The organism is Priestia sp. D51 (assembly GCF_053345675.1).
The window spans coordinates 558,187-582,019 of record NZ_JBLTIR010000001.1 but is presented as its reverse complement, the minus strand read 5'-3'; the positions used below and the strand labels follow the sequence as shown (position 1 = coordinate 582,019).

Genomic DNA, 23,833 nt, shown 5'->3' with positions numbered 1-23,833 from the left:
AGAACTTGTACATTTGCCTAAAACTCCTCATTTCATTCCTATCAAAATGACGTGAGCTTAGAAAAGGAGATGAATCGTTCGTTGAATAAATCGATGGTGAAAACACTTCTGCTCGGGACGAGCGTAACACTTCTCGCTATTGCGCTTATTGTATATCCAAAAGAAGCGCTAGAAGGTTCAGTAAGAGGTCTCAACACATGGTGGAAGGTCGTCTTTCCTTCTCTGCTGCCCTTTTTTATTGTTTCAGAAATGCTTATTGGGTTTGGCGTAGTGAAGTTCATTGGGATCTTATTAGAGCCGTTTATGAGGCCTTTATTCCGAGTACCTGGAGTAGGGGGTTTTGCTTTAGCAATGGGCATGGCTTCTGGGTTTCCTTCAGGTGCAAAAATCACTTCCCGGCTGCGCCAAGAAAAACAGCTAACAGCTATTGAAGCTGAAAGGCTCGTATCATTTACTAACTCATCTAACCCTATTTTTATTTTTGGAGCTGTGGCAGTTGGCTTTTTTCACAATCCAGCTGTCGGTATCATATTAGCTCTCTCTCATTACATAGGGAATATTTGTGTAGGACTGGTGATGCGGTTTTATGGATCAGCAAAACCTAAAGGACAAGTAATTCAAAAACCTTCTTTATCGTTAGCTTTTCACGAAATGCATAAAACGCGATTAAAAGATAAGCGTCCTATCGGGAAGCTTTTAGGAGATGCGGTTACTTCTGCAGTTCAATCTCTCTTAATGATTGGCGGTTTTATCATTTTATTTTCTGTATTAAACAAACTTTTATATGTGACTCATATCACGGCCGTTTTAAGTAGCGGTCTAGCTTATTTATTTTCCCTTTGTCATATAGGGACTGAGCTGAGCCTTCCCTTTATTTCGGGGCTTTTTGAAATTACATTAGGAAGCCGCCTAGCAAGCGAAGCACCGGACACGCTGCTGTTTCATCAAATTATCATCGTTAGCTTTGTATTAGGCTTTAGCGGTTTCTCTGTTCAAGCACAAGTAGCTAGCATACTCGCCGAAACAGATATTCGATTTTTCCCATTTTTTATTGCCCGAATTTTTCACGGCTGTTTTGCGGTAGTATTCACTATCTTTCTATGGGGTCCTCTTCGGGAATCCATTACTACTTTTCAAGCATCTGAAGGAGCACTGCCGGTTTTTTCTCACTTGGAGTCCGTTACGATTCTATCGCAGTGGCTAAACGTGTACGGCCCGCTCCTAACGATTTTTACGCTGTGCTGCTATATTTATCTATATTCAAAACGAGCGTTTCTTCATCGTTCCTAGTAAAAAAAGAACGTGACGTTTTCTTATCGGCAAAGAAAACGTCACGTTCTTTTTTATCTTATTTTTGAGACAGCTGTTCAAATTTTTCTGCAAGCGCTTCTCTAACAGGGGGAGGAACTAATTCAGAAATATTCCCGCCATATTTAGCTACCTCTTTTACAATACTAGAACTTAAAAACGAGTATTGATTATTTGTCATCATAAATAACGTTTCGATTTCTTTATCTAATACGCGATTTACAGATGTGATTTGCATTTCGTACTCAAAATCTGATACTGCACGCAAACCTCTTAAAATAGTCTTTGCCTGCTTTTCTTTTGCATACTCCATTAATAATCCGCTGTACGACTCTACTACCACATTAGGAAGTGATTTTGTTACTTCTTTCAGCAAAGCTACTCGCTCTTCCCCTGTAAATAGAGGACTTTTTGAGGAGTTATTTAAAACAACCACATAAATCGTATCAAATACATTTGCGCCTCGTTTAATAATATCAAAATGTCCATTCGTAACTGGATCAAAGCTTCCTGGACAAACAGCTATACTGCCCATACGTATCCCCTTTCTACATCTAACAGCTCATTGATTTATTCAACTGATTCTTCTTTCTTGTATGTATAAATAGAAACACCAATGATACCGTACGTTTCGCTTTTTATTTTTTCAAATAAACCAATCTCATTATCTAAATGTACATCATGAGAATGCTCCGCTACAATAATTCCTGTTTTTGCCAGAAGATTTTCTTCACTTACCGTTTCGATAAGCGCTTTCAACTTTTGTGCTTTATACGGTGGATCAAGCAAAAGTAAATCGACAGTCAGCTCCCTTTTCTTTATCGCTTTCAGTGCACGCTCTGCATCATTTCGATACACTTCAGCGCGGTCTTCTAACCGACAGGATGCTAAGTTTGCTTTAATCGTCTGAATCGCTTTGCCATCCCGATCCACAAAAATGACTTTATCTATTCCTCGACTTAGAGCTTCAATTCCCAAGCCACCGCTTCCACCGAACAAATCAAGAGCTGTTCCACCTTCAAAAAACGGTCCAATCATATTAAAAATAGCTTCTTTCACCTTATCTGTTGTAGGGCGGGTTGAGTATCCTGGAACCGCCTTTAACGCATGGCCTTTATATAAACCTGCTACTACTCTCATCCTTATCACTACCTTACTTTTACTTCCTTATTCTTCATTATCCTAACATATTTTGAATTACAAAGACTAGCAAAAATCCTCAATTTATTCAATGCTGTATGCATTCTGTGCAATAACCCAGCAGCTTGCTTTTATGCTGGACTTTTACGACCGTCTCCTTAGATACACCTATGCAGATCATTCGGCATTTCGTTCATAAAAGATTTCCTTTACTTTAATATGTCATCATAAACGTAAATTTACCCTTTTCTCTGTCATGTTATCAGTCTTTTATATTTTAAAAAGTGAATTTCACGAGACAGGTATATGAACGTTTAAAACGGACATACTGACTAGTAACAACATCATCTAACCGATGTTGTTGCCAACCGCGGAGAAGACTTACGTTTCCCCATAAGTTCTTCCTCCGGTTTCTCCTCTCCCTTTGCCTTCATCAAGGTGCTTGTAATCGCAGAGGTGATTACACCCCTTTATTGAAGGGCCCTACAATGAGTAGTTGTAGGGATTTTTTTATTTACTCCTAAAATATTCAGTGATACATTAAACTACGTGAGTTTGCTTTTTTAATACATAGAGGGGGAAATACATATGATTCAGCGTTTTATTGAGCTCGGAGAAGGGTATTCAGATATTTATGAGCTGTTAGAGATTGTCAAAAGCAACAAACATCGTCTTGCCCATCTTATTATGCTGCGAACAGTAAAAGAAGATCGACAAGTAGCTTCTTTTGTCGCTGTCTTGCATCCAACAGCTGAAGGGAATTTCCAACCGCTTTACGTTTGCCGAGAAGGAATTGTTTTAAAACAAAACGACAGCAAGCGCGTTGAGTTATTTAAACGAGCAGCTGAGGAAGCGGGAAAAGAAATTGTGGTACTCGATGTCAAACCATCTACTACCTTTCCAGAAACAGCACTATACTATCAGCACCTTATTGGCATTTTGCGAATGAACCGCTTTATTCCGCCAATGCAATAACCTCATCCCTGCCTATTCGTTTGCTAAGGCCAAGTAAAATAAAAAAAGGAATGTACATTACATTCCTTTTTTGTTTAAATTCCTATCTTATAGTCATATTCCTTCGCTTTATCCGGCTTTGAATTTTCGAATTCTGTTTTTAAAAACGGCCGATAAGAAGGATCTACTTTCTTCACAAAAGGTAGAGACTGAAGTTTATGGATTGTTTTTTCAATGCCATCTTGGTTGCAATATAAGACAACATACTTTAATTCTTTAGATACGTAATGTACATTTCCGTACTTTCGCAATGCTTTTGCTTGCTTAACAGAATGCACATACGCCACAATTCCTTGACGTTCAACAAACATATTTAGTTCCCCTTTTGCATACGTTATATTGGTTTTCTTTATCATAAATTCTTTTATATGAAGTAGGTGCTTTATGTATGAATTTAGATGATATCTGGATGCTCTTTCTTACTCATTTTAACGAGCACAGAGCTATTGAACAAGTCATTTTCAAAAAAATCACAAATATACCCTTTTTGTATATAAACACATCAATTGAGCGTAGAAAAATAGATGAGCTTCTAGAAGCTTCATCTATTTTTGCTACATCCAATACAAATGCTACGTGGCGCTCAAGTTTTGTCAGAAGTCAGCATCTTACTTATGTCTATCAGCACAGGTTTTACGTTCCACAGCGTAAAATGGCCTGCTGCGGAAATTCCTGTGCTGATTGCGTTCGATTTATACAGTGAACGGCTTATGCGCTGCACCCGCAGCTTCCACCAGATCCGCAGCCACCGCCGCAGCTGCTTCCCGTATCAAAAAACGGGTTTCCCGTCGGTACTTTAACATGCTCTGAAACAGCTTGACCAAGGATAACGCTAATTTCATCAAGCAGTTTTTGCAATTCATTTTCTGCTTTTTTGAACGCAGCGATTGTCGCATGTAAATCAACTTGACGCTTTACATCACGTACTTGTCTCGTAATGGTTTTATAGTCAGGATGATATTTTCCAAATCGCTGAACATCCTCATACTGTTCCTTTATTTTCACAAATTGAGCAATTAATGCCTGTGCATGTGAATCTTTATTTAATCTATATAAACATTGACGATAGTTCTCGGCTACGTCTGATTGTAACACCATGTTCGCTACGTGATCAGACTCGTCGAGTAATTCAACAGTTCTCATTGTTGTCAGCATGGCTGTGCACCTCCGTTTTTATCTTATCACGTTTTGGATCTAAAGAAAAAGAACTTGCTAAAACAGCTTACACTGATTTACTACAAGTTCTACTTTTTAACTATATAATTTCAACCGTAAAGGTATTCCTCACTTGATAACTTTCTTCTTTAGATTTCATCAGTTCAATCGTAACAGTATGAGATCCTTTTGGAAGATCACTTAAAACAAAGGCTGCTTGTTTCATTTCTTTAAATGGTTTTCCATCTACTGTGATTTGAAGGAATCCACTCTCTGTTGAAAATGAAAACCCGCTTAGAATACATTCGACGTATACGTTCTGTCCTTTCACATGCTGGTGTACCATCAGTGAAGGTTTTGTATTCATTGCACCAAACGTTTCAGCTGCCCGCGGTTGAGAGGAAATTTTAGTCTCAGGTTTTGGTTTATCATGGTTGCATCCTAGCAGAGAAACTACACATAAGGCCGTCGTTAATAGTAAGCGCATAATACCATTCCTTTATCATTCGTTTCTCCATAGTGTTTACAAACTCTTTATTTTTACTCATGACGTGCAAAAATCTCTGCATCGCTATGTATGCAGAGATCATTGATTTTTCATGGATTGAAACATATGAAACATCATGTTTGCCATTTGAATCGAATTCGAAAACTTTTCAACTTTATGAGGAATGGTTTGCTTGTAGTAGTGTTTGGATTCTAATTCAAATTTCTCCAGTTCTTCAGGATTCCTAGATAAACGCCGGTACCACATTGGCTGTTCACGAACGAAGTCGTTGAGTTTAGGACGAGACTGCATATACTCGTATATATCTTTTCTCATTGCGTTTAATCTTTCCTAAAGCCAAATGGATTCCCTGGCCCGGAAGCTGCTCCTCCACCGGATGGCTTAGATGGCTGAAATTGCTGCAGTACTTGTTGAATATTCGAAATAGCGGAATTTACATTTGTGATATGATTTTGCATTTGATTCAAGTCCATGTTTTTCAGCGAGGATACGATTGTACCCATAATATCTTTTTTCTCCTCTGTGGCAGCAGCTGGTTCAGCCTTTTCACTTTCTTCTGAACGATATGCCTCCCACATTGGGTCTTCTGCACCGAATAAATACCAATCTTCATAAAGCTCTTTCCACGTTTTTTGCTGCTTTCGAACCTGTTCTACTAATTTGGGATGTGATTTTACAAATTGTTTAAATTCCACAACGGACGGATGAAGCTCTCGTTTGGTTTCCTTCACAGTCACTCACCTCATACTTAAATATAGCCTACTATATCTTAGAAAAAGAGAGCTCGTTTCGTGCGCCTATTTCAAAAATTTTTTATAGCTGTTTTTTTGAAGAAGCACGAACTGTGAACCAGTATGTAATGAAAATAGATAAAATGCTTAGCCAAAATGTAAAATAACCAATTTCAGACATATACGCATTGAGCATGCTGTATCTTGGCATCATAGAAAAAACGTAATCAATGATATCATTATGTACGGCCCATACAGCGGCAACCGCTACATGCCATAACTTAATCCGGTAAAACGGTACATATAAAAGCCCTTGAAAAGCCATTGCTGCATGAGAAGCCATTAACATAAGCATCATCCAATCAATGTATCCTGTTAACACATAGACCAATACATTCATTATAACGGCCCAAATCCCGTATTTAAACAGCGTGACCATGGCTAAAGCTTCAAATAGTGAAAAATGTTTTCCAAGTAAAAGACCGATAAGTACGATAACAAAAAACAAGCTTGCCGTTGGACTATCAGGTACAAATAATAAAAACTTCTTAGGTGTTTCCGCTAATTGACTCCCATACCAAATATATCCGTAGATTGTTCCTAGTATATTTACAATCAGCAAAAGCGTTAAAAAACGCTTATCTTTTAAGGTATACCATAACCAAGCCATTCAGAAAGTCTCCTTTACATTTAATCTCTTCTTTATTATGTACAGTTTTTGGACAATAGCAAGCACCTATCTCATTGATATAAACCACAACATTAAATAAATTCAAAAAAAACCAGCCTTTTGGCTGGTTTTCATTATTCTTTTCCTAAGTTTCCGACAAATTCCGAGAGCGTTTTCAATTCTTTATCTGAACCTTTGAAAACACCTTTTGGCATATTGCCTTTACCATTTTTTGCGATATTGGCGATTTCTTCAGGAGATAAATCAATTCCTGTTAAAGCCGGAGCCGCAGGGCCTCCCTGTAAATTATCACCATGACAGGTCAAGCACGTTTGCTTTTGCATAATTTTGTAGCCTTCTGAATTTTTGTCAATCGCTACTTCTTCTCTAATTTTCCCTTGCTCTTCACGTGCTTTCCAATCTACCTGTGTCGCTGACTGCCACGTTAGGAAAAAGACTGCTGCTATAGCCAGAAGCATGAATCCTGTCGCAAACGGCCTCTTAGCCGGTCTTCTTTCCGGTCCGCGATCAATGAAAGGAGCAAGCATTAATGCGCCAAATGCAATCCCAGGAATAATAAATGCACCTATAATATTATATGGACCAGAAGCAAATGAATATTTAAGCAATTGATATAGGAACAAAAAATACCAGTCGGGAAGAGGCAAGTACCCCGTATCAGTCGGATCGGCAATACGTTCAAGCGGAGATGGATGAGCGATGGTTAAACATAAATAACCAATTAAAAAAACTGCTCCTACCATCCATTCTTTTAGTAAAAAGTTTGGCCAGAATGCTTCTGTTTTCCCTGGAAATTCAGAGTAATCTTTTGGAATATTGGGTTTTCGTTCTGCAGGAACACGTGAATCTCCAACAAACTTCATCCCTTTACCACGATGCATGTTCTCCCTCCTTTTTCTCACTGTTCTAGTGAAAGTACTAACAACGGAGTATGTGCTTGATGCATATGATGACTAGTGTGATTGACTAATTGAATAAAGCGTATAAACTTTTATAGTGGTCCTGAAATTCCTTGTTTACGAATCATTAAGAAGTGGGCACCCATTAAGCCAAGCAGGGCTCCGGGTAAAAAGAATACGTGAATGGCGAAAAAGCGAGTTAGCGTTTGAGCACCAACGATGTCTGGATGTCCTGAGAGTAATGTCTTCACTTGCTGGCCTATAATTGGTGTGGATTCAGCAATTTGCAAACCTACTTTCGTTGCAAATAGCGCTTTCATATCCCACGGCAACAAATAACCTGTAAAACCTAAACCTAACATAACAAAGAAAATTAACACACCCACAATCCAGTTTAACTCGCGGGGTTTTTTGTATGCTCCTTGGAAGAAAACACGAAGTGTATGTAAAAACATCATGACGATAACCAAACTTGCTCCCCAGTGATGCATACCTCGAACAATTTGTCCGAAAGCGACTTCATTTTGCAGATAATAAACGGATTCCCATGCATTTTTTATATCTGGTACATAATACATGGTCAAAAACATGCCTGATAAAATTTGAATAACGGTAACAAAAAACGTCAATCCACCAAAACAATACACAAATGCTGAAAAGTGATGTGCAGGATTTACGTGTTCTGGCACTTCATGATCGGCCACATCTCGCCATAAAGGAGTAATATCTAGCCGTTCATCCACCCAGTCATAGATTTTATTCAACATTTTCTATGCCCCTCCTTGTGGTTTGGCTTTTCCTAGATATAACGTACCGCCTTTTACCTTTTGAACGTATACATCTAACGGTCCCATCGGTGGTGTCCCCGGTACATTTTTACCGCTTTTTTCATACATTCCCCCATGACAAGGGCAGTAGAAACGATGTGGATAGTTTTTGTCACCAGCCCAGTTAACCGTACAGCCTAAATGCTTACAAATTGGTGACAGCGCGACGATTTCACCTTTATCAGTTTTGTACACCCAAGCCGATCTTGGTTCTTCTGATTTATGCCACGCATCCACTTGCTTGATTTTAAAATCGACACGTTTCGGCTCTTTTGTAATGTCTTTAACCTGCGCTACAGCTACTAAATCCTGACCCGCTTCTTTTTCCAAAATTGGATCTACTGCAAAGCGCACCATTGGCATTAACATTCCAGCAGCCATAAATCCCCCTACACCAGTGAGCGTATAGTTTAAAAACTGTCGTCTTGATACCCGATCACCCATGCTTTTCCCCCCTTTAAAAAAGTTCAGTCCAGAGAATTTTGGACACATGATGGACCATTCTATTAAACTAGGACATAATCATGATATATTAATATTTCTGGAAGGTCAATACAATAAAAACCTAAAACATGGAAATAATCTTTATTTTTCTAAATTTTTCGTCATTATTTTGTTTGCGCTTCCATTGCTTATTCTACAGCCTTTTTAAACACTCCATTTCTCTACAAAAATCGGCAGGAGCTGTTGGACTTGTTCATGTATGAGCGTATACTTATGCGAGTCGTCTATATGCTCAAGCGGTAAAGCAGGTATCCAAATGCAGTGAGCCCCTATTTCTTTTTCATACTGCAGCCAATCTCGGTCGCTAGTAAGCACAAAAAGATGATTGACTTCATTGTCATTTATATGCTCATTCCAGCGAAGTAATGTTTCATAAACAGCAGCTACTCCATCTTTTTTTAAGTATGTAAAACTAGGTGTTAAAATCACTCTTCCTTTAAATTGTCTCTCTAACTCTTCAGTAAGAGCAGTCGTATATTCACTCATAGATGCAGTAAGCTTTAAATCTTCTCCGAAATCAATGGGAATGAGTGGAACCAATACGGTATCAACATAACTTTTGGATTGTAAATACACATCCATTTCCTTCGCCTGCAGCTTCAACTTTCTTCTCCTCTCAGCAAGCTTGCTAAGGCTTGTCTTATTTATTTTTCAAACTGAATAAGGAGATAAAAAAAGAGATTGACCTTTTTCTAAGAAGCTAGCCAATCTCTCGTTTATCTACTGTACATAATGGTTATTTAAATATTCGCTTAAGCGCTGAAATTCCTCTTTATCATTTTCATCTAATGCTTTATCAATTAGTTCCATGATTTTTGATCGTTGAAATTTCTGAATAGATTCTTCCAATATTTGCTCAGCTAATACTCTGTCTTTTTCATTTGTTTGATTAGCTTTTGGCATATACGGATTGTCTTCCAGTACAGCCACATATTGAGGCGATGAATACAACGATCGGAAGTTTAATTGAATATAAATGTCTTCTTCTCGATTCAAACGAATATCATGAAATGATTTTTCTGCATCGGTTGTCATGATATTTTCTTTATAAAAACGAAATGGAGGGTCTTCCACACAGTGCGTAGACATCACCATCCCGCGAGGACAAAACTGTGCTTGCTCAACGAAGTGAACTCGTTTCATCAATTGATCATGGCTCATCAAATAATTTAAAATCCATACACATTCTCTGCGCTTCAGCTGATAATTCGTTAAAAACCAGCGAACAAATTCTTTTTTCTCGTTGACAGTAACAGGGGTCGTCATATTCTCACTTCCCTCCTCTGTGTTTAAACTCTCAGTTAAAACACCTTTTACAGTTATTTATTCCACACGGCAGCAATAAAATCCTCTGAACTATTATTTATTCTTCTAATTGAAATAATATGTCTTGAATTTCATCTACTGTTGGATCCATGGCTAATAAAGCTTGGAAAATCCCCTTCGCTTTCGAGCGCTGTCCTTCTTCTAATAAGAAATAGCCATACTCTTCTAAAAACGCATACTCTTCTTTAAAAACAGTATATGCAGATTCGTAGTATTTTAGCGCTTCTTCATAATTTTCTAATTCCTGATAAGCTTTTGCTAAATCCCATTCAAAATGAGGGTCATGCTCATTATATTCTTTGGCGTGCTCGATATTCTCTACTACATCTTCATATCTCTCTTGACTCATATAAAGTTTAGAGAGAGTTAAAATAGCTTCAATGTACCCTGGATCTAGTGCAATCGCTTGTTGAAACGCCGATTCAGCCTCTTCTTCTAGACCGCGCTTTAATGCTATTTTGCCTTTAAAAAAGTAAAGTTCTTTTTGAAATTCATCCTGCGCAATACCTTCGTTGACAGCCACCGCAGCCTCTTCTAGCATCTCTTCATGTTCATATGACTTTGCTAAATATAAATAAAGAGAATGGTACTCACGGTCTAACTCTTTTAGTTCTGTAAATTTTTCAATAGCGGTCTGATAATGACCTGCTTGATACGCTGAAATCGCATATTCAAATAGTGTGTTAATCTCAAGCTTATCTTTTAACGCTTGATCAAAGTAAGGAAGCGCTTCTTCGAACTGGCCGATACCTGCTAGACTTTCAGCTAATCGCTGACGAAGATCCGTGCCGTTAAATTCTTTTTCTGTTTTTAGCAGCGTTTGATAAAAAGGAATTGCCTTTTGATAAATTCCTTGACTGCTGTAAAATTCACCGAGCCCAAAATCGATAACCGGCTCATTTGGAAGCATTTTTTTCGCTTCCATTAACTTTTGCTCACTTACTTCACTAAGGCCTTGCATTTGATATAAGTCAGCTACAAGAAGCAGAGCTGGCACGTAATTATCGTCTTCGCTGCTAATTTGATTTAAAATATGAATGGCTTCTTCTTCTTCTAAATCAATGAGCATTTCAGCTTTTAATAAATACAGCTCGCCTTCTTCTGGGTATTTAGCGATGAGCTCGTCTATTAAAGGCAGCGCATCATTTACTAGTCCCCACTCCTGCAGCTGTTCAGCCATTAAAAACTTTTCTTCGTCTGTAGCTTTATCTTTCAATTCATGAATAAGGGCAAGACCTTTTTCAATTTCATTGGATTCTACGTAACCTATCGCGCGGTCTAGTTCTTTCACACACAATTCTCCTTTATTATTACATTCACTTTTTATATAAAAATAAAACGAATTAATTTTCTATTTTTCCAAACTCGAAGCAAGAACACATGCTTCTATACACAATGATAAAATAGTTTGAGCGTTTGTTCAACAAATCAATTTGAATACGCTTACATTTTTTTAGGTAAAAACGAGATTGAGACATGAAACCTTCGTTCGCCATCTCAATAAAAAATCCGAACGAGTTTGATTTTTCATCAACAATATCAATTCCTCGTTCGGATTTCCCTTCAACCAAAATACGTTTGTTCCAGCCTCTTCCTTATTGGCTTAGCTCATCAAGATCTTCAAAAAAAGTAGGGTAGGAGACGTGAATGGCATCACTTCTCTTTAGCGTTACCTCTCCCGTTGCAATGGCTGCTGCGACCGCAAGCATCATTCCAATTCGATGATCTCCGTAGCTGTCTACTTCTCCGCTTTGTAAAACCGTCTTGCCTTCGATAATAAGTCCATCAGGTGTTGGCGTAACAGAGGCACCCAGCTTGCTTAGCTCGGTTGCAACCGTATCGATGCGGTTCGTTTCTTTTACTTTTAGTTCTTCCGCATCTTTAATCACCGTTTTCCCAGTTGCCTGAGTCGCCAAAAGAGCGATTACCGGAATTTCATCAATTAAACGAGGAATTAAATCGCCCCCAATTTCAATCCCTTTCAACTGAGACGTTTCAATCGTCAAATCGCCAATAGGCTCTCCATTTTGAATACGTTCATTGGAAATTGTAAGGCGTGCACCCATTTGCTGAAGCACATCAATAATACCTGTTCTTGTAGGATTGAGTCCGACGTTTTTCAAAACGATTCGGCTGTTTGGAACAATGGCTCCTGCAACAAGAAAGAATGCAGCTGAAGAAATGTCTCCAGGGACGTACACATCCGTTCCGCGCAGGGATTGTCCCCCTTCAATACTTACAGTCGTTCCATCTACCTCTACGTCTACTCCAAATGCGCGAAGCATACGCTCGGTATGGTCGCGTGATGTAAAAGGCTCGGTTACTTTTGTTGTGCCTTCGGCATGAAGTCCCGCTAGTAAAATCGCCGATTTTACTTGTGCACTTGCTACAGGAGAATGGTAATGAATTGCTTTTAATGCTCCTCCTCTAGTAGATAAAGGCGTATATTGGCCATGCTCACGCCCATCAATCTTTGCACCCATAGAGCGCAGCGGCACCGTAACACGGCTCATTGGACGCTTGGCAATCGACTCATCTCCAATTAGAGACGTATGAAATGGCACACCGGCAAGAATCCCCAGCATTAAACGAGTAGTTGTTCCTGAATTTCCTACATCTAAGATGGAAGTAGGTTCACTTAATCCTTCGATACCTTTACCTTCCACTTCGACATACTCGCCTTCTCTTTTAATCGATACGCCCATCTTTTCAAAACAAGAGATAGTACTTAAGCAATCTTCACCTGCTAAAAAATGATTAATCGTAGTTTTCCCTTCTGCCATCGCTCCGAACATCACAGCTCTGTGAGAAATCGACTTATCCCCGGGAATAGAAATTTCTCCTTGAAGAGATGAAAGATTCGTTTTTAATGGTTTTCCACTCATTTCATTCACACCTTTCGTACATTAAGAAATAAACGTCTGATATTGATGCTGATGGAGACACGCTCTTGCCCGCTTTCTATCTTCCTCTGTTTGAAAGCTCAAACGTAATACTCCGTATATATCTTCTCGTGTTTCCAAAATTCGAATGTTTGTAATACTGATTTCATCTTCTGCTAAATAACCGGTTACTTCTGAGATAATACCCGGATAGTCAGGAACATCCACATAGAGATCATAAAAGGATGGAATCGCTCCTTTGGTTCGTACAGGAAGCTGATCTCTAAATTGTTTCGCTTGTGAAAAATATGTATAGATATCATTCGCATCTTTTCGTTCGATCATATTTCGCACGTCGTTCATTTCTTCAAGCCAGTGGTCAAACATTGAAAGAAGCGCATCCTGGTTATGAAGCAAAATATCTCTCCACATCGCTGGACTGCTTGAAGCAATACGTGTAATATCACGAAACCCTCCAGCCGCAAGCTGCGAAACTAGCTGATTGTCTTGTTGGTAATATTCTGCTTGATGAACAAGGCTTGCAGCAATAATATGTGGAAAATGGCTAATGACACCTGCTAATTTATCATGTTCTTTTGGTGACATTACAATAATTTTAGCTTTTGTACCACTTAGCAATTCCTTTAAGCTGTTTAAAGCCTCCGAAGAAGTAGAATATGAAGGTGTTAATACATACATTGCATTTTCAAATAAATGAGCTTTAGAAGCAGCTACTCCGCTTTTATGAGACCCCGCCATCGGATGACCCCCGATAAACTCAATGCCTTTAGAAATAAGAGCCTCGGCTGTCTTCACTACTTCTTCTTTTGTACTTCCTACGTCTGTTACGATGACAGACTGTTTGAGCGTAAAATGTTCGAACTGTTTTAGCACTTCCGCTGCTTGGGTGACTGGAATAGCAATAACAATATAATCCGCTTGCTCAGCGCCTTGTTGCAAAGAAGAAGCCGCTTGGTCAATTACGCCTAGAGTTTTAGCGAGCTCCAGCTGCTCTTGATTAATGTCAAAACCTATTACATCAAGATGATGATGCGTCTTTTTTATATTAAGAGCAAGAGATCCTCCAATTAATCCCAGGCCTATAACAAAAACATTTTCTTTCACTTTCCTTCACCTCATTGTGCATATGAAGATGAGAGTGTGAAATCACACTCTCATCTTTTACTATATTAGGTATTAAGCTTTCGCCGTTTCTTGGTTAACAAACTGCTGAAGCAATTCAATGATTTGTTCATTTTGTTCTTTTGTTCCCACCGTAATACGAACGGAAGTTGGGAATCCTAGTGCATTCCCTGAACGAACGATAAATCCGCGCTGCAATAAGAATTGAAACACTTCATCGCCTTGACGGCCAAAATCAATTAGAACAAAATTAGTGAAAGAAGGATAATAGTTTAAGCCATTCTTATCACAGAAAGCATAGTACTGCTGCAAACCTGCTTCATTTTTCTTTTTGCACTCTTCAATGAACGCTTGGTCTTCAAGAGCAACGATTGCTGCTTTTTGAGCCATGCGGCTTGTATTAAAAGGTTCGCGAGCCGGCTCAATTTTTTGTAGCAATGATTCGTTTGAAATACCGTAACCAATACGCAAAGAAGCTAAGCCGTATGCTTTTGAAAATGTGCGAAGTACAATTAAGTTTTCGTATTCATTCAAAAGCTCTACCGTATTCGGATAGTCGGCTTGATCTGCTGCATACTCAAAATACGCTTCATCCATAACGATTAACGTATGCTTAGGAACTTGCTTCATAAAGGAAATTAACTCATCGCCCTTCACATACGTTCCCGTTGGGTTATTAGGACTGCATACCCATACAATTGTCGTATTTTCATCAATTGCACGAAGCATAGCATTTAAATCATGATCTCCCCCGCGCAGCGGTACTTCACGAATTTCTGCACCTTCAATTACGGCATTGTGCTTATATTGAGGAAATGATGGCGTTGGCATGACAGTGTTTGTATCAGCCGATAGTAAAGCTCGGCAAATAATTTGAATGACTTCATCAGACCCATTTCCAAAAATCAGCTGATCTTGATCTACACCTACGTGTTTTGCTACTGCTGCACGCAGTTCAGCTGCATAACCGTCTGGATAAAGCGCCATATTTTCAATTTCTGCAGCAATCGCCTCTTTTACTAAAGCAGAGCTGCCGTAAGGATTTTCATTGGATGCTAATTTTACAACGCGATCTAAATTAAATTCACGCTTCACTTCTTCAATTGGCTTACCTGGTTTATATGGAGATAAAGTTAGTAATTGTTCTTTTACTTTCACCGTGTTACACCTCGCATTTTTGTATAGGCGAAACGATGGATGCAACATACTCCTCAATTTGATTTAATCCGTCTCGGCGTGTATCCTTATTTAAAAGAACTTGTTCAAGCTGGCCAATTTTATTAACAATTGCACTTCCGATTACAATGCCGTCGCTGTGTTCTTTTAATACCTCTACTTGTTCGCTTGTTGAAATCCCAAAACCGACGGCAACCGGTATAGAAGCTGCTGCTTTCACATCTTCTAAAAAGGTGCCAATATCAGCCGGCAGCGTAGAGCGAACCCCAGTAACGCCTAAAGACGACACGCAGTATAAGAAGCCCGTTGCATCTGCAGCAATTTTTTGAATACGCTCTTTAGATGTAGGAGCAACCATTGAAATGTACGCAACTTCATTTTCAGCGGCAAGCTCCCGGATACGGCCACTCTCTTCGTACGGTAAATCCGGAATTAGCACTCCATCTATTTCATTTTCTCGCATTAACGCGAAAAAGGATTCTAAACCTAATTGTAACACAGGATTAAAATAGGTAAAGAGAATTACCGGTATTTTCACACCTTTTTTTCTCATCACCGATACAAGCTTAATAGCTTTTGAAATAGACATGCCGCCAGATAAAGCTCTTTTGGACGCCTCTTGAATAATTGGACCATCTGCTAAAGGATCGGAATACGGTACGCCCAGCTCTAAAATAGAAGCACCTTGCTTTTGCAAAGACAAAGCAATCTCCACCGTTGCATCTTCATGAGGATCTCCTGCTGTAATAAATGGAATAAATAATGTTTCATGTTTAGGTAGTCTCGCTTCAAACGTATTCATGTTCTTCTTCCTTCCCTTCTAGCAAGTTTACTAATGTATGAACGTCCTTATCTCCTCGACCTGATAAGCAAATTAAAATGGTTTCTTCTTTCGTCATGCTTTTAGCCAGTTCAAATGCTTTTGCCAGCGCATGGGCGGATTCGATAGCCGGGATGATTCCCTCCGTTTTCGCCAGCAGCTGAAGAGCTTCGATTGATTCATCATCCGTTACACTTTCATATTCTACTCGTCCAATAGATGAAAGGTGAGAATGCTCTGGACCGATACCCGGATAATCCAAACCTGCTGAAATAGAATAAGGCTCTGTAATTTGACCATTTTCATCTTGAAGTAAATACGTGAGCGTTCCGTGGATAACACCTTTTGTGCCTTTAGCCATTTTAGCAGCATGAAGAGCTGTATTTAGTCCTTTCCCCCCTGCTTCTACTCCAATCAAGCGTACATGTTCTTCTTTAATAAAATCATAAAACATACCGATTGCATTACTACCGCCTCCGACGCATGCCACGACAGCATTTGGAAGTTTTCCTTCTACCGCTGTAAACTGTTCTTTTGCTTCTTCTCCAATAATTTTTTGGAAATCTCGAACCATTTTAGGATAAGGATGCGGTCCAATTGCCGAACCAATTAAGTAAAAATGATCTTCACAGTGTTGAACCCAGTAGCGGATTGCTTCATTTGTTGCATCTTTTAGCGTTTTTGTTCCAGAAGTTGCAGGAATGACTTCCGCTCCTAGAAGCTTCATGCGAAAGACGTTCAACGCCTGACGTTCAATATCTTCTTCTCCCATGAATACTTTACATTCCATTCCGAACTTTGCAGCTACTGTAGCTGTGGCTACCCCGTGCTGACCCGCTCCTGTTTCAGCAATAATTTTTGTTTTGCCCATCCGTTTAGCAAGTAAAATCTGTCCAATGGCATTGTTGATTTTGTGAGCACCCGTATGATTTAAGTCTTCACGTTTTAAATAAATTTTTGCCCCGCCGAGTGTTTCGGTAATATTATCAGCATATGTTAAAGCCGTTGGTCGCCCTGAGTAATTGACGAGTAAGGATAGATACTCATCTTTAAATGCCGGATCTTTCGTTGCTTGATTCAAAGCTGCTTCTACTTCTTCAAGTGGTTTCATTAATGTTTCAGGTACGTATTTTCCGCCAAATTCACCAAAGCGGCCAAATTCATCAGGGTGATTGTATGTCATAGTATGATCTTCCTTTCAATCTCTATAATTTTTGTATAGTCCTTCGTTCCATTTGTTTCAATACCGCCAGAAATATCAATCGCCCCAGGCTTGTAGGGTAACAAGTTCTCAATGTTAAAAGCATTGATTCCTCCAGCAATAAAGCATTTTTTACCTAACTTTTGTGCAGCTGATTCATACTGAGGAACGAAGCTCCAATCAAAAGCGACGCCCGTTCCTCCGAATTGTTCTTTAACCTTGCTATCAATTACATAACCGTCAGCTTCTTCATATACATGCATTTGCTGTAGCGTCTCGTTATTGTGCGGGAGTGCTTTCCATACTTCATATCCACGCTGCTTTAACTCACGTACTTCAGCAGCAGTCTCTTGCCCGTGGCACTGAATCACATCTAAATTTGTCACGGAGGCAATTTCAAGTATTTGATCCACCGGTGTATTAACAAATACCCCTACTAGCGAGACTTGTTTTTTTATTTCATCCGTTACAAACTCATTTACTCGTTCAGGCTTTACATATCGTTTACTTTTAGGGTAGAAAATAAAGCCAATGTGAGTAGCAGCCGACTTTTCGATTAAAGCTATATCTTGTTTTAATCGAATACCGCAGTACTTAATAAGCATATTCACTTTCCCCAAACAGCTTTTTAATCGCTTTGGTTTGATTATCCTGTCTCATAAGCGATTCTCCTACTAAAATAGCTTTTGCTCCAGCTTCTTTTACGTAGGAAACATCATCGTATAAGTAAATGCCGCTTTCACTTACTAAAAGCTGATCTTTTGGCACGTGCTTAGCGATTTCTTTTGTCTGCTGCACGCTGGTTTCAAACGTATGAAGATTTCGATTATTAATCCCGATAATCTTCGGTGTAAATACAGCTAACAGCTGTTCAAGCGTTTCTAAAGAATGCACTTCTACTAAACAATCTAACTCTTTTTCAGCAGCTTGAAGATAAAGCTCTTGCAATTTTAATGGTTCAAGTGCTTCTCCGATGAGTAAAATAGCATCGGCACCGATTCTTGCACTTTCTTCCACTTGAATGGAATCAATGATGAAATCCTTACGAAGCACAGGAATAGAGACATGCTGTTTAATATCACTTAAAAACGTTCGGTGTCCTTGAAAATAGTGCTGATCCGTTAACACAGACAAAGTATCTGCTTTTCCTTCCTCGTAGGCTTTAGCAATTTCCACAGGCTGAAAATTCTCCTTTATTAATCCTTTGGAAGGAGAGGCTTTTTTTACTTCTGCAATAAGAGCCAGCTCTCGATTTGGATTTGATAAAGCTTCTAAAAATGATCGTTTTGTAACATTTTGCTGTTCGGGTAACTGTAGGTTTTGAATTTCTTCTTTTTTTGTTTCAATAATTTTATTGAGCATGTTCAACCACCTTTTTCGATTTCAATCGTTGTAATTGCGTGTATGCAGCACCTGATTCAATTGTTTCTAAAGCTACAGCTACTCCTTCTTCAAAAGTAGAAACGTTTCCGCTAACGTAAATAGCTGCAGCAGAGTTCAACACGACTGCATTTTTAGCAGTTACATTACTTTTATTTAAAAATAGCGATTCAATGAGCTCTGCACTCGATTTCGCGTCTTCTACCACCAAGTCTTCAAGCTTCCCTCTCTGTAAGTGTACACCCTCTGGTGCAAGCGTATATTCTGTAATAACATTGTCTTGCACTTCTACAATATCCGTTACATCCGTGGCACTAATTTCATCCAAACCGTCCCTGCCCGCAACGAGAAGAACGTGGTTAGCTCCAAGTACAACAAGCGCTTCTGCTAATTTCCGTGCAAGCTCAATAGAGTAAACGCCAATTACTTGCTTTGTGCAATTAGTAGGGTTTGCTAACGGACCTAATGCATTAAAAACGGTTCTAAACCCTAATTCCTTTCGAGTAGCAGCAACGTGCTTCATAGCAGGGTGATAAAGCGGCGCAAATAAAAAGGACATGTTGAGGTCAGACACCGCATTTTTCACTTCTTTTTCATTTCCTTGAATCCATATATCCAGATGTTCTAACACGTCTGCACTTCCGCTTTTAGAAGACACCGCGCGATTCCCATGTTTCGCAACCTTTACTCCAGCAGCAGATGCCACAATCGCACTAGCCGTCGAAATATTAAACGTAGAGGCGCCGTCTCCTCCCGTACCGCACGTATCTACTACGTTTAATTCTTCTAGAGAAATAGCATTCATGTTGTTTTTCATACCCCGGACAAAACCAACAATTTCATCGACGGTTTCTCCTCGGTACGTTAAAATGGTTAGCACGCTAGCAATTTGAGCTGCCGGGACTTTACCGTTCATAATATCATTCATAATTTTTTCTGCTTCTTCCGCTGAAAGTGACTCGCCGCGCAAACACTTTTTCAACAATTCTTTAAACATATACATCCTCCTTTTTATCGTAGATGTCTTGAGCTAATTGAATTGTTTTAATTAAAGCGCTAGCTTTATTGCGGGTTTCTTTCCACTCAAGCTCCGGTTTTGAGTCAGCAACCACTCCTGCTCCAGCCTGTATATAAGCGGTTTGGTCTTTTAAAAGAATGGTACGAATTGCAATGCACGAATCAATGTTTCCATCAAATCCGAGATATGCTACGGTTCCTGCATATACATTTCGCGCAACTGGTTCAATTTCATTTAAGATTTGCATCGCCCGCACTTTTGGAGCGCCAGATACGGTACCCGCTGGAAATGCAGAAAGCAGCGCATCAATAGGATGTACTTTTTCATCAAGGCGTCCTGTCACTTTAGAAATCAAGTGCATGACGTGCGAAAAATTAACCTGTTGCATTAATACCGGCGTTTGGACACTTCCATACTGTGCAACTCGGCCGATGTCATTTCTTGCTAGGTCCACGAGCATATAGTGTTCTGCCCGCTCTTTTTCATCGTTAATTAAGTCTTCATACAGGCGCGCATCTTCTTCTGCATCTCTGCCGCGTCTTCTCGTTCCTGCAATTGGATGAATTTCTAAATGGCCGTTTTCAATTTGAATCAACCGCTCAGGGGAACTTCCGATCAATTCCACTCCCTTTACTTTCACGTAAAATAAATAAGGAGATGGATTAACTAATCGCAATACTCTGTAAATATCAAATCCAGCTACGGTCGTATCAATTTGAAATCTCTGCGACAATACGGCTTGAAAAACATCTCCGCTTTTAATGTATTCCTTAATTTTTTCCACATCTTGCACAAATTTATCTTTTTGGTATGACGATGTCACGCCTTCAAAGCTGACTTCGCGCTGCTCGCTTTCAAACATCATTGGCTTTTCTTTCACCGTCTGCGCTATTCTTTCAACATATCGATTGATCTCTGCTAGAGCTTCATCATGTTTTTCTTTTTTCTGCTGTTCTTTATCTTGCTCATCAAGCTGAATGTAGTGAATCACCATAAGCTCTTTTGTTTGGTGATTATAAGCGAGCATCGTTTGACAATAGATAAAGTGAAAAGTAGGCATGTTCAAATCGTTTTGGGCATGTACGTTTACTTTTTCAATTTGCGATACTGCGTCGTAGCTGATAAATCCTACTGCTCCTCCTTTAAAAGGAAGTGCAAGGTCTGGTACTTTCACTTTCAGCTCTTGCTGAATTTTACAAAATACCTCTTTAAAGCTGTCTCCTTGCAGCACAGGTTGAAGCTGCTTGTTTTTTGCTAGATAGGTTCCGTTCTCTTCTTCTACATACAAAAACGGATTCAAGCCAATAAAAGAATAATTGGACCATGGTGATGATTCATCATTGCTTTCGAGCAAATATACAGCTTCATCTTTTACTTGCTGAAAAAGATCAACAGGTGTCATGCTATCGATAAATATTTTTTTTATGATTGGAATGGTTAAATACTTTGTAGAGTCTTCTAAAAAAGAAGTATACGTGTTCGTCATATCTTTCAATCCTCCATTTCATGGAGAATGAGAATAGATGAGGTTATATAAAAGAGGATATAATAAATAAACCCAAAGACACATCAAAAATGGGCCTTTGGGTATACGAATGGTAAAATTCACTCAACTAAACTCTGCTCAACTGTCTCATTCTCGTCTACCCTAATCTCAACTAAACTGTCTATTTTTTTCTCATAACTAAAATCTCTAAACTAACTTGTTACCAATTGTAGTACGTTTCAAATTCATTTGTCAACTACTATCTACTTGGCTTTTGAAGAAACTACGCTTGAAGCTCTTCATTCAGCAGCTTAAGAATCACTTCATCTTCTACTTGTTGAACAAAAGGTTTTCCTATGCCTTCAAGCAGTACCATATGAACATTGCTTGATTTGGACTTCTTGTCTGCTTTCATTCTCACGAGCAGCTTTTCAGCTGAAAGGTGGTTTGGAACAGACGTCTCATAGCCAAATTTTTCAAACCATTTCACAATTTCAGCTACAGGGAACTCGCTTTTCCCAAGCGTATTGCTGACTTTCATAGCAAACAGCATCCCAATGGCTACGCCTTCTCCGTGACTGATTTGTCCATAGCCGCACTCTGCTTCGATCGCATGACCTAACGTATGTCCAAAGTTCAGGTGAGCGCGAACGCCAGCTTCTGTCTCATCTTCTTTTACAACAGATGCTTTGACTAAAATACCGCTTTGAATAGCATAAATTAATTTTTCATCTTGTAAATCAGTCAGCGATTGTATATTTTGCTGAAGCCATTCATAAAATGCTTCATCGTGAATAAAAGCATGTTTAATCACTTCTGCAAAACCAGAACGCCACTCTCTTTCAGGAAGCGTTTTAAGAAGATCAATGTCATAAACAACCGCTTCAGGCTGATAAAAAGCGCCAATCATATTTTTTCCAAGCTCATGATTAATGGCTACTTTACCGCCTACAGCACTATCGTGAGCAAGAAGCGTCGTTGGCACTTGAATAAACGAAACCCCTCTCATGTATGTAGCGGCTACAAATCCAGCTAAATCGCCAACTACCCCTCCGCCGAAAGCAATAACGAGCGCATTGCGGTCAAGCTGCTGCTCGAGTGCAAAAGTCTGACAATCGTAGTAATGTTGAAATGACTTTGCGTGTTCACCGCTTGGTACTACGTATTTAGCCACTTTAAACTGCGTCTCAATCGCTTTTACAACCGCTTCTCCATAATATGAATCTACAGCTGAATCAGTGATGATTAATACCGACGACAGATTAGGTTTTACACTCTCAATAATAGAAGGCAGCTTTTCAATTAATCCATTTCCTAAATAAAGAGGATATGTTTTGGATAAAGTTTGAATATCAATTTGCAACATTAAAACTCCCTCGCATGTACACGCATTTTCTCAATATTTTCAGCAATTAAATCAATTCGGTCTTGTCCAAACTGTTCGATTAGCGCATCAGCCAATTCCCAAGCTACAACGGCTTCTGCTACAACGCTTGCTGCCGGCACAGCACAGCTGTCTGAACGTTCGATGCTTGCCTCGAAGGCTTCTTTTGTTTCAATATCAACACTTTTTAACGGCTTGTAAAGCGTTGGAATAGGTTTCATTACACCGCGTACTACAATTGGCATACCTGTTGTCATGCCACCTTCAAAGCCGCCTAAGTTGTTTGTTTTACGGGTATATCCATTCTCTTCATCCCATAGAATTTCGTCATGAACTTCGCTTCCTGGTCTGCGAGCCGCTTCAAATCCAATCCCAAACTCAACGCCTTTAAATGCATTAATGCTCATAACAGCTGCAGCAATCTTCGCATCTAATTTACGATCGTAATGGACATAGCTGCCCACTCCTGCTGGCACGCCTTCAATAATAACTTCTACTACGCCTCCGATCGAATCGCCGTTTTTCTTAGCATCATCGATTGCTTGCATCATGTCTTTCTCAACAGCTGAGTCAAAACATCTTACTGGAGAAGCTTCAGTGACTTCTTGAAGTTCCTCTAAGCTTTTGTATTGAGGAGGATTTGCCTGTACGCCGCCAATTTCTAATACATGTCCAGCTACAGAAATCCCGAACTGAGCAAGGATTTGACGAGCCACAGCACCTGCTGCTACCCTTACAGTTGTTTCACGAGCTGAAGAACGTTCTAATACATTTCTCATATCGCGATGACCATATTTAATAGCGCCGTTTAAATCGGCATGCCCTGGTCTTGGTCTTGAGATTTTACGCTTTACTTCTTCTGATTCTTCTTCAGAAATTGGCTCGATGCCCATAATTTTTGTCCAGTGTTTCCAGTCGTTATTTTCTACCGCTAACGTAATAGGAGATCCTAGCGTATAGCCGTGGCGAACACCGCTTAAAATTTCCGCTTGATCTTTTTCAATTTGCATACGTCTTCCGCGACCATGACCTTTTTGTCTTCGCGCTAAATCTGTATTGATGTCTTCGGCTGTTAAAGGAAGCCCTGCGGGAACACCCTCTAAAATAGTAGTCAACTGTGGACCATGTGATTCTCCTGCTGTTAAATATCGCATAATCGTACCTCCGCTTAATATGTATTATTCGTCAGAATTTTTCCATTTTTAAATATGACTATACCATACTATAACATAAGAATATA

At 39.4% G+C, this 23,833-nt stretch carries 28 protein-coding genes; 3 read left to right on the top strand and 25 right to left on the bottom strand.

Going from position 1 to position 23,833, the window contains the following annotated elements:
- The first annotated feature begins 81 nt into the window (after positions 1-81).
- Positions 82-1,290, top strand: coding sequence for a sporulation integral membrane protein YlbJ (gene ylbJ, locus ACNHOZ_RS03125; RefSeq protein WP_033579758.1), 1,209 nt, complete (start codon positions 82-84; stop codon positions 1,288-1,290).
- A gap of 58 nt (positions 1,291-1,348) precedes the next feature.
- Here the strand turns inward: ylbJ and coaD are convergent, their stop codons facing one another.
- Positions 1,349-1,843 carry a pantetheine-phosphate adenylyltransferase gene (gene coaD, locus ACNHOZ_RS03120; RefSeq protein ID WP_013058982.1) on the bottom strand — a complete coding sequence of 165 codons (495 nt, stop codon included), beginning with the start codon at positions 1,841-1,843 and terminating at the stop codon, positions 1,349-1,351.
- A 35-nt stretch (positions 1,844-1,878) separates the two neighbouring features.
- Positions 1,879-2,448, bottom strand: coding sequence for a 16S rRNA (guanine(966)-N(2))-methyltransferase RsmD (gene rsmD / locus ACNHOZ_RS03115; RefSeq protein WP_013084870.1), 570 nt, complete (start codon positions 2,446-2,448; stop codon positions 1,879-1,881).
- A 588-nt stretch (positions 2,449-3,036) separates the two neighbouring features.
- On the opposite strand from rsmD, the gene ACNHOZ_RS03110 reads away from it, so the two are divergent.
- A complete protein-coding gene (locus tag ACNHOZ_RS03110) occupies positions 3,037-3,423 on the top strand; it encodes a DUF7147 family protein (RefSeq protein ID WP_013084871.1) in 387 nt (128 codons plus the stop codon).
- Positions 3,424-3,497: 74 nt separating this feature from the next.
- On the opposite strand, the gene ACNHOZ_RS03105 is transcribed toward ACNHOZ_RS03110, so the two are convergent.
- Positions 3,498-3,773, bottom strand: a complete 276-nt coding sequence (locus ACNHOZ_RS03105) for a YlbG family protein (RefSeq protein WP_013058985.1) — start codon at positions 3,771-3,773, stop codon at positions 3,498-3,500.
- 77 nt (positions 3,774-3,850) lie between these two features.
- Here ACNHOZ_RS03105 and ACNHOZ_RS03100 point away from each other — a divergent pair, with 77 nt between their 5' ends.
- Positions 3,851-4,165, top strand: coding sequence for a hypothetical protein (locus ACNHOZ_RS03100; RefSeq protein ID WP_033579757.1), 315 nt, complete (start codon positions 3,851-3,853; stop codon positions 4,163-4,165).
- Positions 4,166-4,170: 5 nt separating this feature from the next.
- Here the strand turns inward: ACNHOZ_RS03100 and ACNHOZ_RS03095 are convergent, their stop codons facing one another.
- The 22 genes from ACNHOZ_RS03095 to aroC all read right to left on the bottom strand — a co-directional run bounded on the left by ACNHOZ_RS03095 (position 4,171) and on the right by aroC (position 23,747).
- Positions 4,171-4,617, bottom strand: a complete 447-nt coding sequence (locus ACNHOZ_RS03095) for a YlbF family regulator (RefSeq protein ID WP_028411490.1) — start codon at positions 4,615-4,617, stop codon at positions 4,171-4,173.
- A gap of 100 nt (positions 4,618-4,717) precedes the next feature.
- On the bottom strand, positions 4,718-5,104 hold the full coding sequence (locus ACNHOZ_RS03090) for a hypothetical protein (RefSeq protein ID WP_048019818.1): 387 nt from the start codon (positions 5,102-5,104) through the stop codon (positions 4,718-4,720).
- Between the two features lie 99 nt (positions 5,105-5,203).
- Positions 5,204-5,440 (bottom strand): YlbE-like family protein, encoded by a 237-nt coding sequence (locus ACNHOZ_RS03085; RefSeq protein ID WP_013058988.1) that lies wholly within the window; start codon positions 5,438-5,440, stop codon positions 5,204-5,206.
- A gap of 5 nt (positions 5,441-5,445) precedes the next feature.
- The gene (gene ylbD / locus ACNHOZ_RS03080; protein ID WP_033579755.1) at positions 5,446-5,856 is read right to left on the bottom strand and encodes a YlbD family protein; all 411 of its coding nucleotides are present in this window, start codon (positions 5,854-5,856) and stop codon (positions 5,446-5,448) included.
- Positions 5,857-5,938: 82 nt separating this feature from the next.
- The gene (locus tag ACNHOZ_RS03075; protein ID WP_028411492.1) at positions 5,939-6,526 is read right to left on the bottom strand and encodes a DUF1405 domain-containing protein; all 588 of its coding nucleotides are present in this window, start codon (positions 6,524-6,526) and stop codon (positions 5,939-5,941) included.
- 134 nt (positions 6,527-6,660) lie between these two features.
- A complete protein-coding gene (locus tag ACNHOZ_RS03070) occupies positions 6,661-7,428 on the bottom strand; it encodes a menaquinol-cytochrome c reductase cytochrome b/c subunit (protein ID WP_028411493.1) in 768 nt (255 codons plus the stop codon).
- Positions 7,429-7,538: 110 nt separating this feature from the next.
- Entirely contained in the window at positions 7,539-8,213 is a 675-nt protein-coding gene (gene qcrB, locus ACNHOZ_RS03065) for a menaquinol-cytochrome c reductase cytochrome b subunit (RefSeq protein ID WP_013058992.1), read from the bottom strand.
- A 3-nt stretch (positions 8,214-8,216) separates the two neighbouring features.
- Positions 8,217-8,717, bottom strand: a complete 501-nt coding sequence (locus ACNHOZ_RS03060; RefSeq protein ID WP_013058993.1) for a QcrA and Rieske domain-containing protein — start codon at positions 8,715-8,717, stop codon at positions 8,217-8,219.
- Positions 8,718-8,921: 204 nt separating this feature from the next.
- Entirely contained in the window at positions 8,922-9,380 is a 459-nt protein-coding gene (locus tag ACNHOZ_RS03055; RefSeq protein WP_033579754.1) for a YpiF family protein, read from the bottom strand.
- Between the two features lie 117 nt (positions 9,381-9,497).
- Positions 9,498-10,043: a ReoY family proteolytic degradation factor gene (locus ACNHOZ_RS03050; protein WP_013058996.1), complete on the bottom strand. Its 546-nt coding sequence runs from the start codon at positions 10,041-10,043 to the stop codon at positions 9,498-9,500.
- Between the two features lie 97 nt (positions 10,044-10,140).
- Positions 10,141-11,394: a tetratricopeptide repeat protein gene (locus ACNHOZ_RS03045; RefSeq protein ID WP_447697044.1), complete on the bottom strand. Its 1,254-nt coding sequence runs from the start codon at positions 11,392-11,394 to the stop codon at positions 10,141-10,143.
- Between the two features lie 304 nt (positions 11,395-11,698).
- Positions 11,699-12,988, bottom strand: a complete 1,290-nt coding sequence (aroA, locus tag ACNHOZ_RS03040) for a 3-phosphoshikimate 1-carboxyvinyltransferase (RefSeq protein WP_033579753.1) — start codon at positions 12,986-12,988, stop codon at positions 11,699-11,701.
- 21 nt (positions 12,989-13,009) lie between these two features.
- A complete protein-coding gene (locus ACNHOZ_RS03035) occupies positions 13,010-14,110 on the bottom strand; it encodes a prephenate dehydrogenase (protein ID WP_048019816.1) in 1,101 nt (366 codons plus the stop codon).
- A gap of 72 nt (positions 14,111-14,182) precedes the next feature.
- On the bottom strand, positions 14,183-15,286 hold the full coding sequence (gene hisC / locus ACNHOZ_RS03030) for a histidinol-phosphate transaminase (protein WP_048019815.1): 1,104 nt from the start codon (positions 15,284-15,286) through the stop codon (positions 14,183-14,185).
- Positions 15,287-15,290: 4 nt separating this feature from the next.
- Entirely contained in the window at positions 15,291-16,106 is an 816-nt protein-coding gene (gene trpA, locus ACNHOZ_RS03025) for a tryptophan synthase subunit alpha (RefSeq protein WP_013084883.1), read from the bottom strand.
- Positions 16,093-17,307, bottom strand: a complete 1,215-nt coding sequence (gene trpB, locus ACNHOZ_RS03020) for a tryptophan synthase subunit beta (protein ID WP_447697043.1) — start codon at positions 17,305-17,307, stop codon at positions 16,093-16,095. The genes trpA and trpB overlap by 14 nt, the downstream gene beginning before the upstream one ends.
- Positions 17,304-17,930, bottom strand: a complete 627-nt coding sequence (locus tag ACNHOZ_RS03015; RefSeq protein WP_048019813.1) for a phosphoribosylanthranilate isomerase — start codon at positions 17,928-17,930, stop codon at positions 17,304-17,306. The genes trpB and ACNHOZ_RS03015 overlap by 4 nt, the downstream gene beginning before the upstream one ends.
- The gene (gene trpC / locus ACNHOZ_RS03010) at positions 17,920-18,687 is read right to left on the bottom strand and encodes an indole-3-glycerol phosphate synthase TrpC (RefSeq protein ID WP_048019812.1); all 768 of its coding nucleotides are present in this window, start codon (positions 18,685-18,687) and stop codon (positions 17,920-17,922) included. The genes ACNHOZ_RS03015 and trpC overlap by 11 nt, the downstream gene beginning before the upstream one ends.
- On the bottom strand, positions 18,677-19,702 hold the full coding sequence (gene trpD / locus ACNHOZ_RS03005; RefSeq protein WP_048019811.1) for an anthranilate phosphoribosyltransferase: 1,026 nt from the start codon (positions 19,700-19,702) through the stop codon (positions 18,677-18,679). Before trpD ends, trpC begins: the two co-directional genes overlap by 11 nt.
- Positions 19,695-21,209 carry an anthranilate synthase component I gene (gene trpE, locus ACNHOZ_RS03000; protein ID WP_028411503.1) on the bottom strand — a complete coding sequence of 505 codons (1,515 nt, stop codon included), beginning with the start codon at positions 21,207-21,209 and terminating at the stop codon, positions 19,695-19,697. Before trpE ends, trpD begins: the two co-directional genes overlap by 8 nt.
- A 283-nt stretch (positions 21,210-21,492) precedes the next feature.
- Positions 21,493-22,575, bottom strand: a complete 1,083-nt coding sequence (aroB, locus tag ACNHOZ_RS02995; protein WP_048019810.1) for a 3-dehydroquinate synthase — start codon at positions 22,573-22,575, stop codon at positions 21,493-21,495.
- Positions 22,575-23,747, bottom strand: a complete 1,173-nt coding sequence (gene aroC / locus ACNHOZ_RS02990; RefSeq protein WP_028411505.1) for a chorismate synthase — start codon at positions 23,745-23,747, stop codon at positions 22,575-22,577. Before aroC ends, aroB begins: the two co-directional genes overlap by 1 nt.
- Positions 23,748-23,833: the final 86 nt, after the last annotated feature.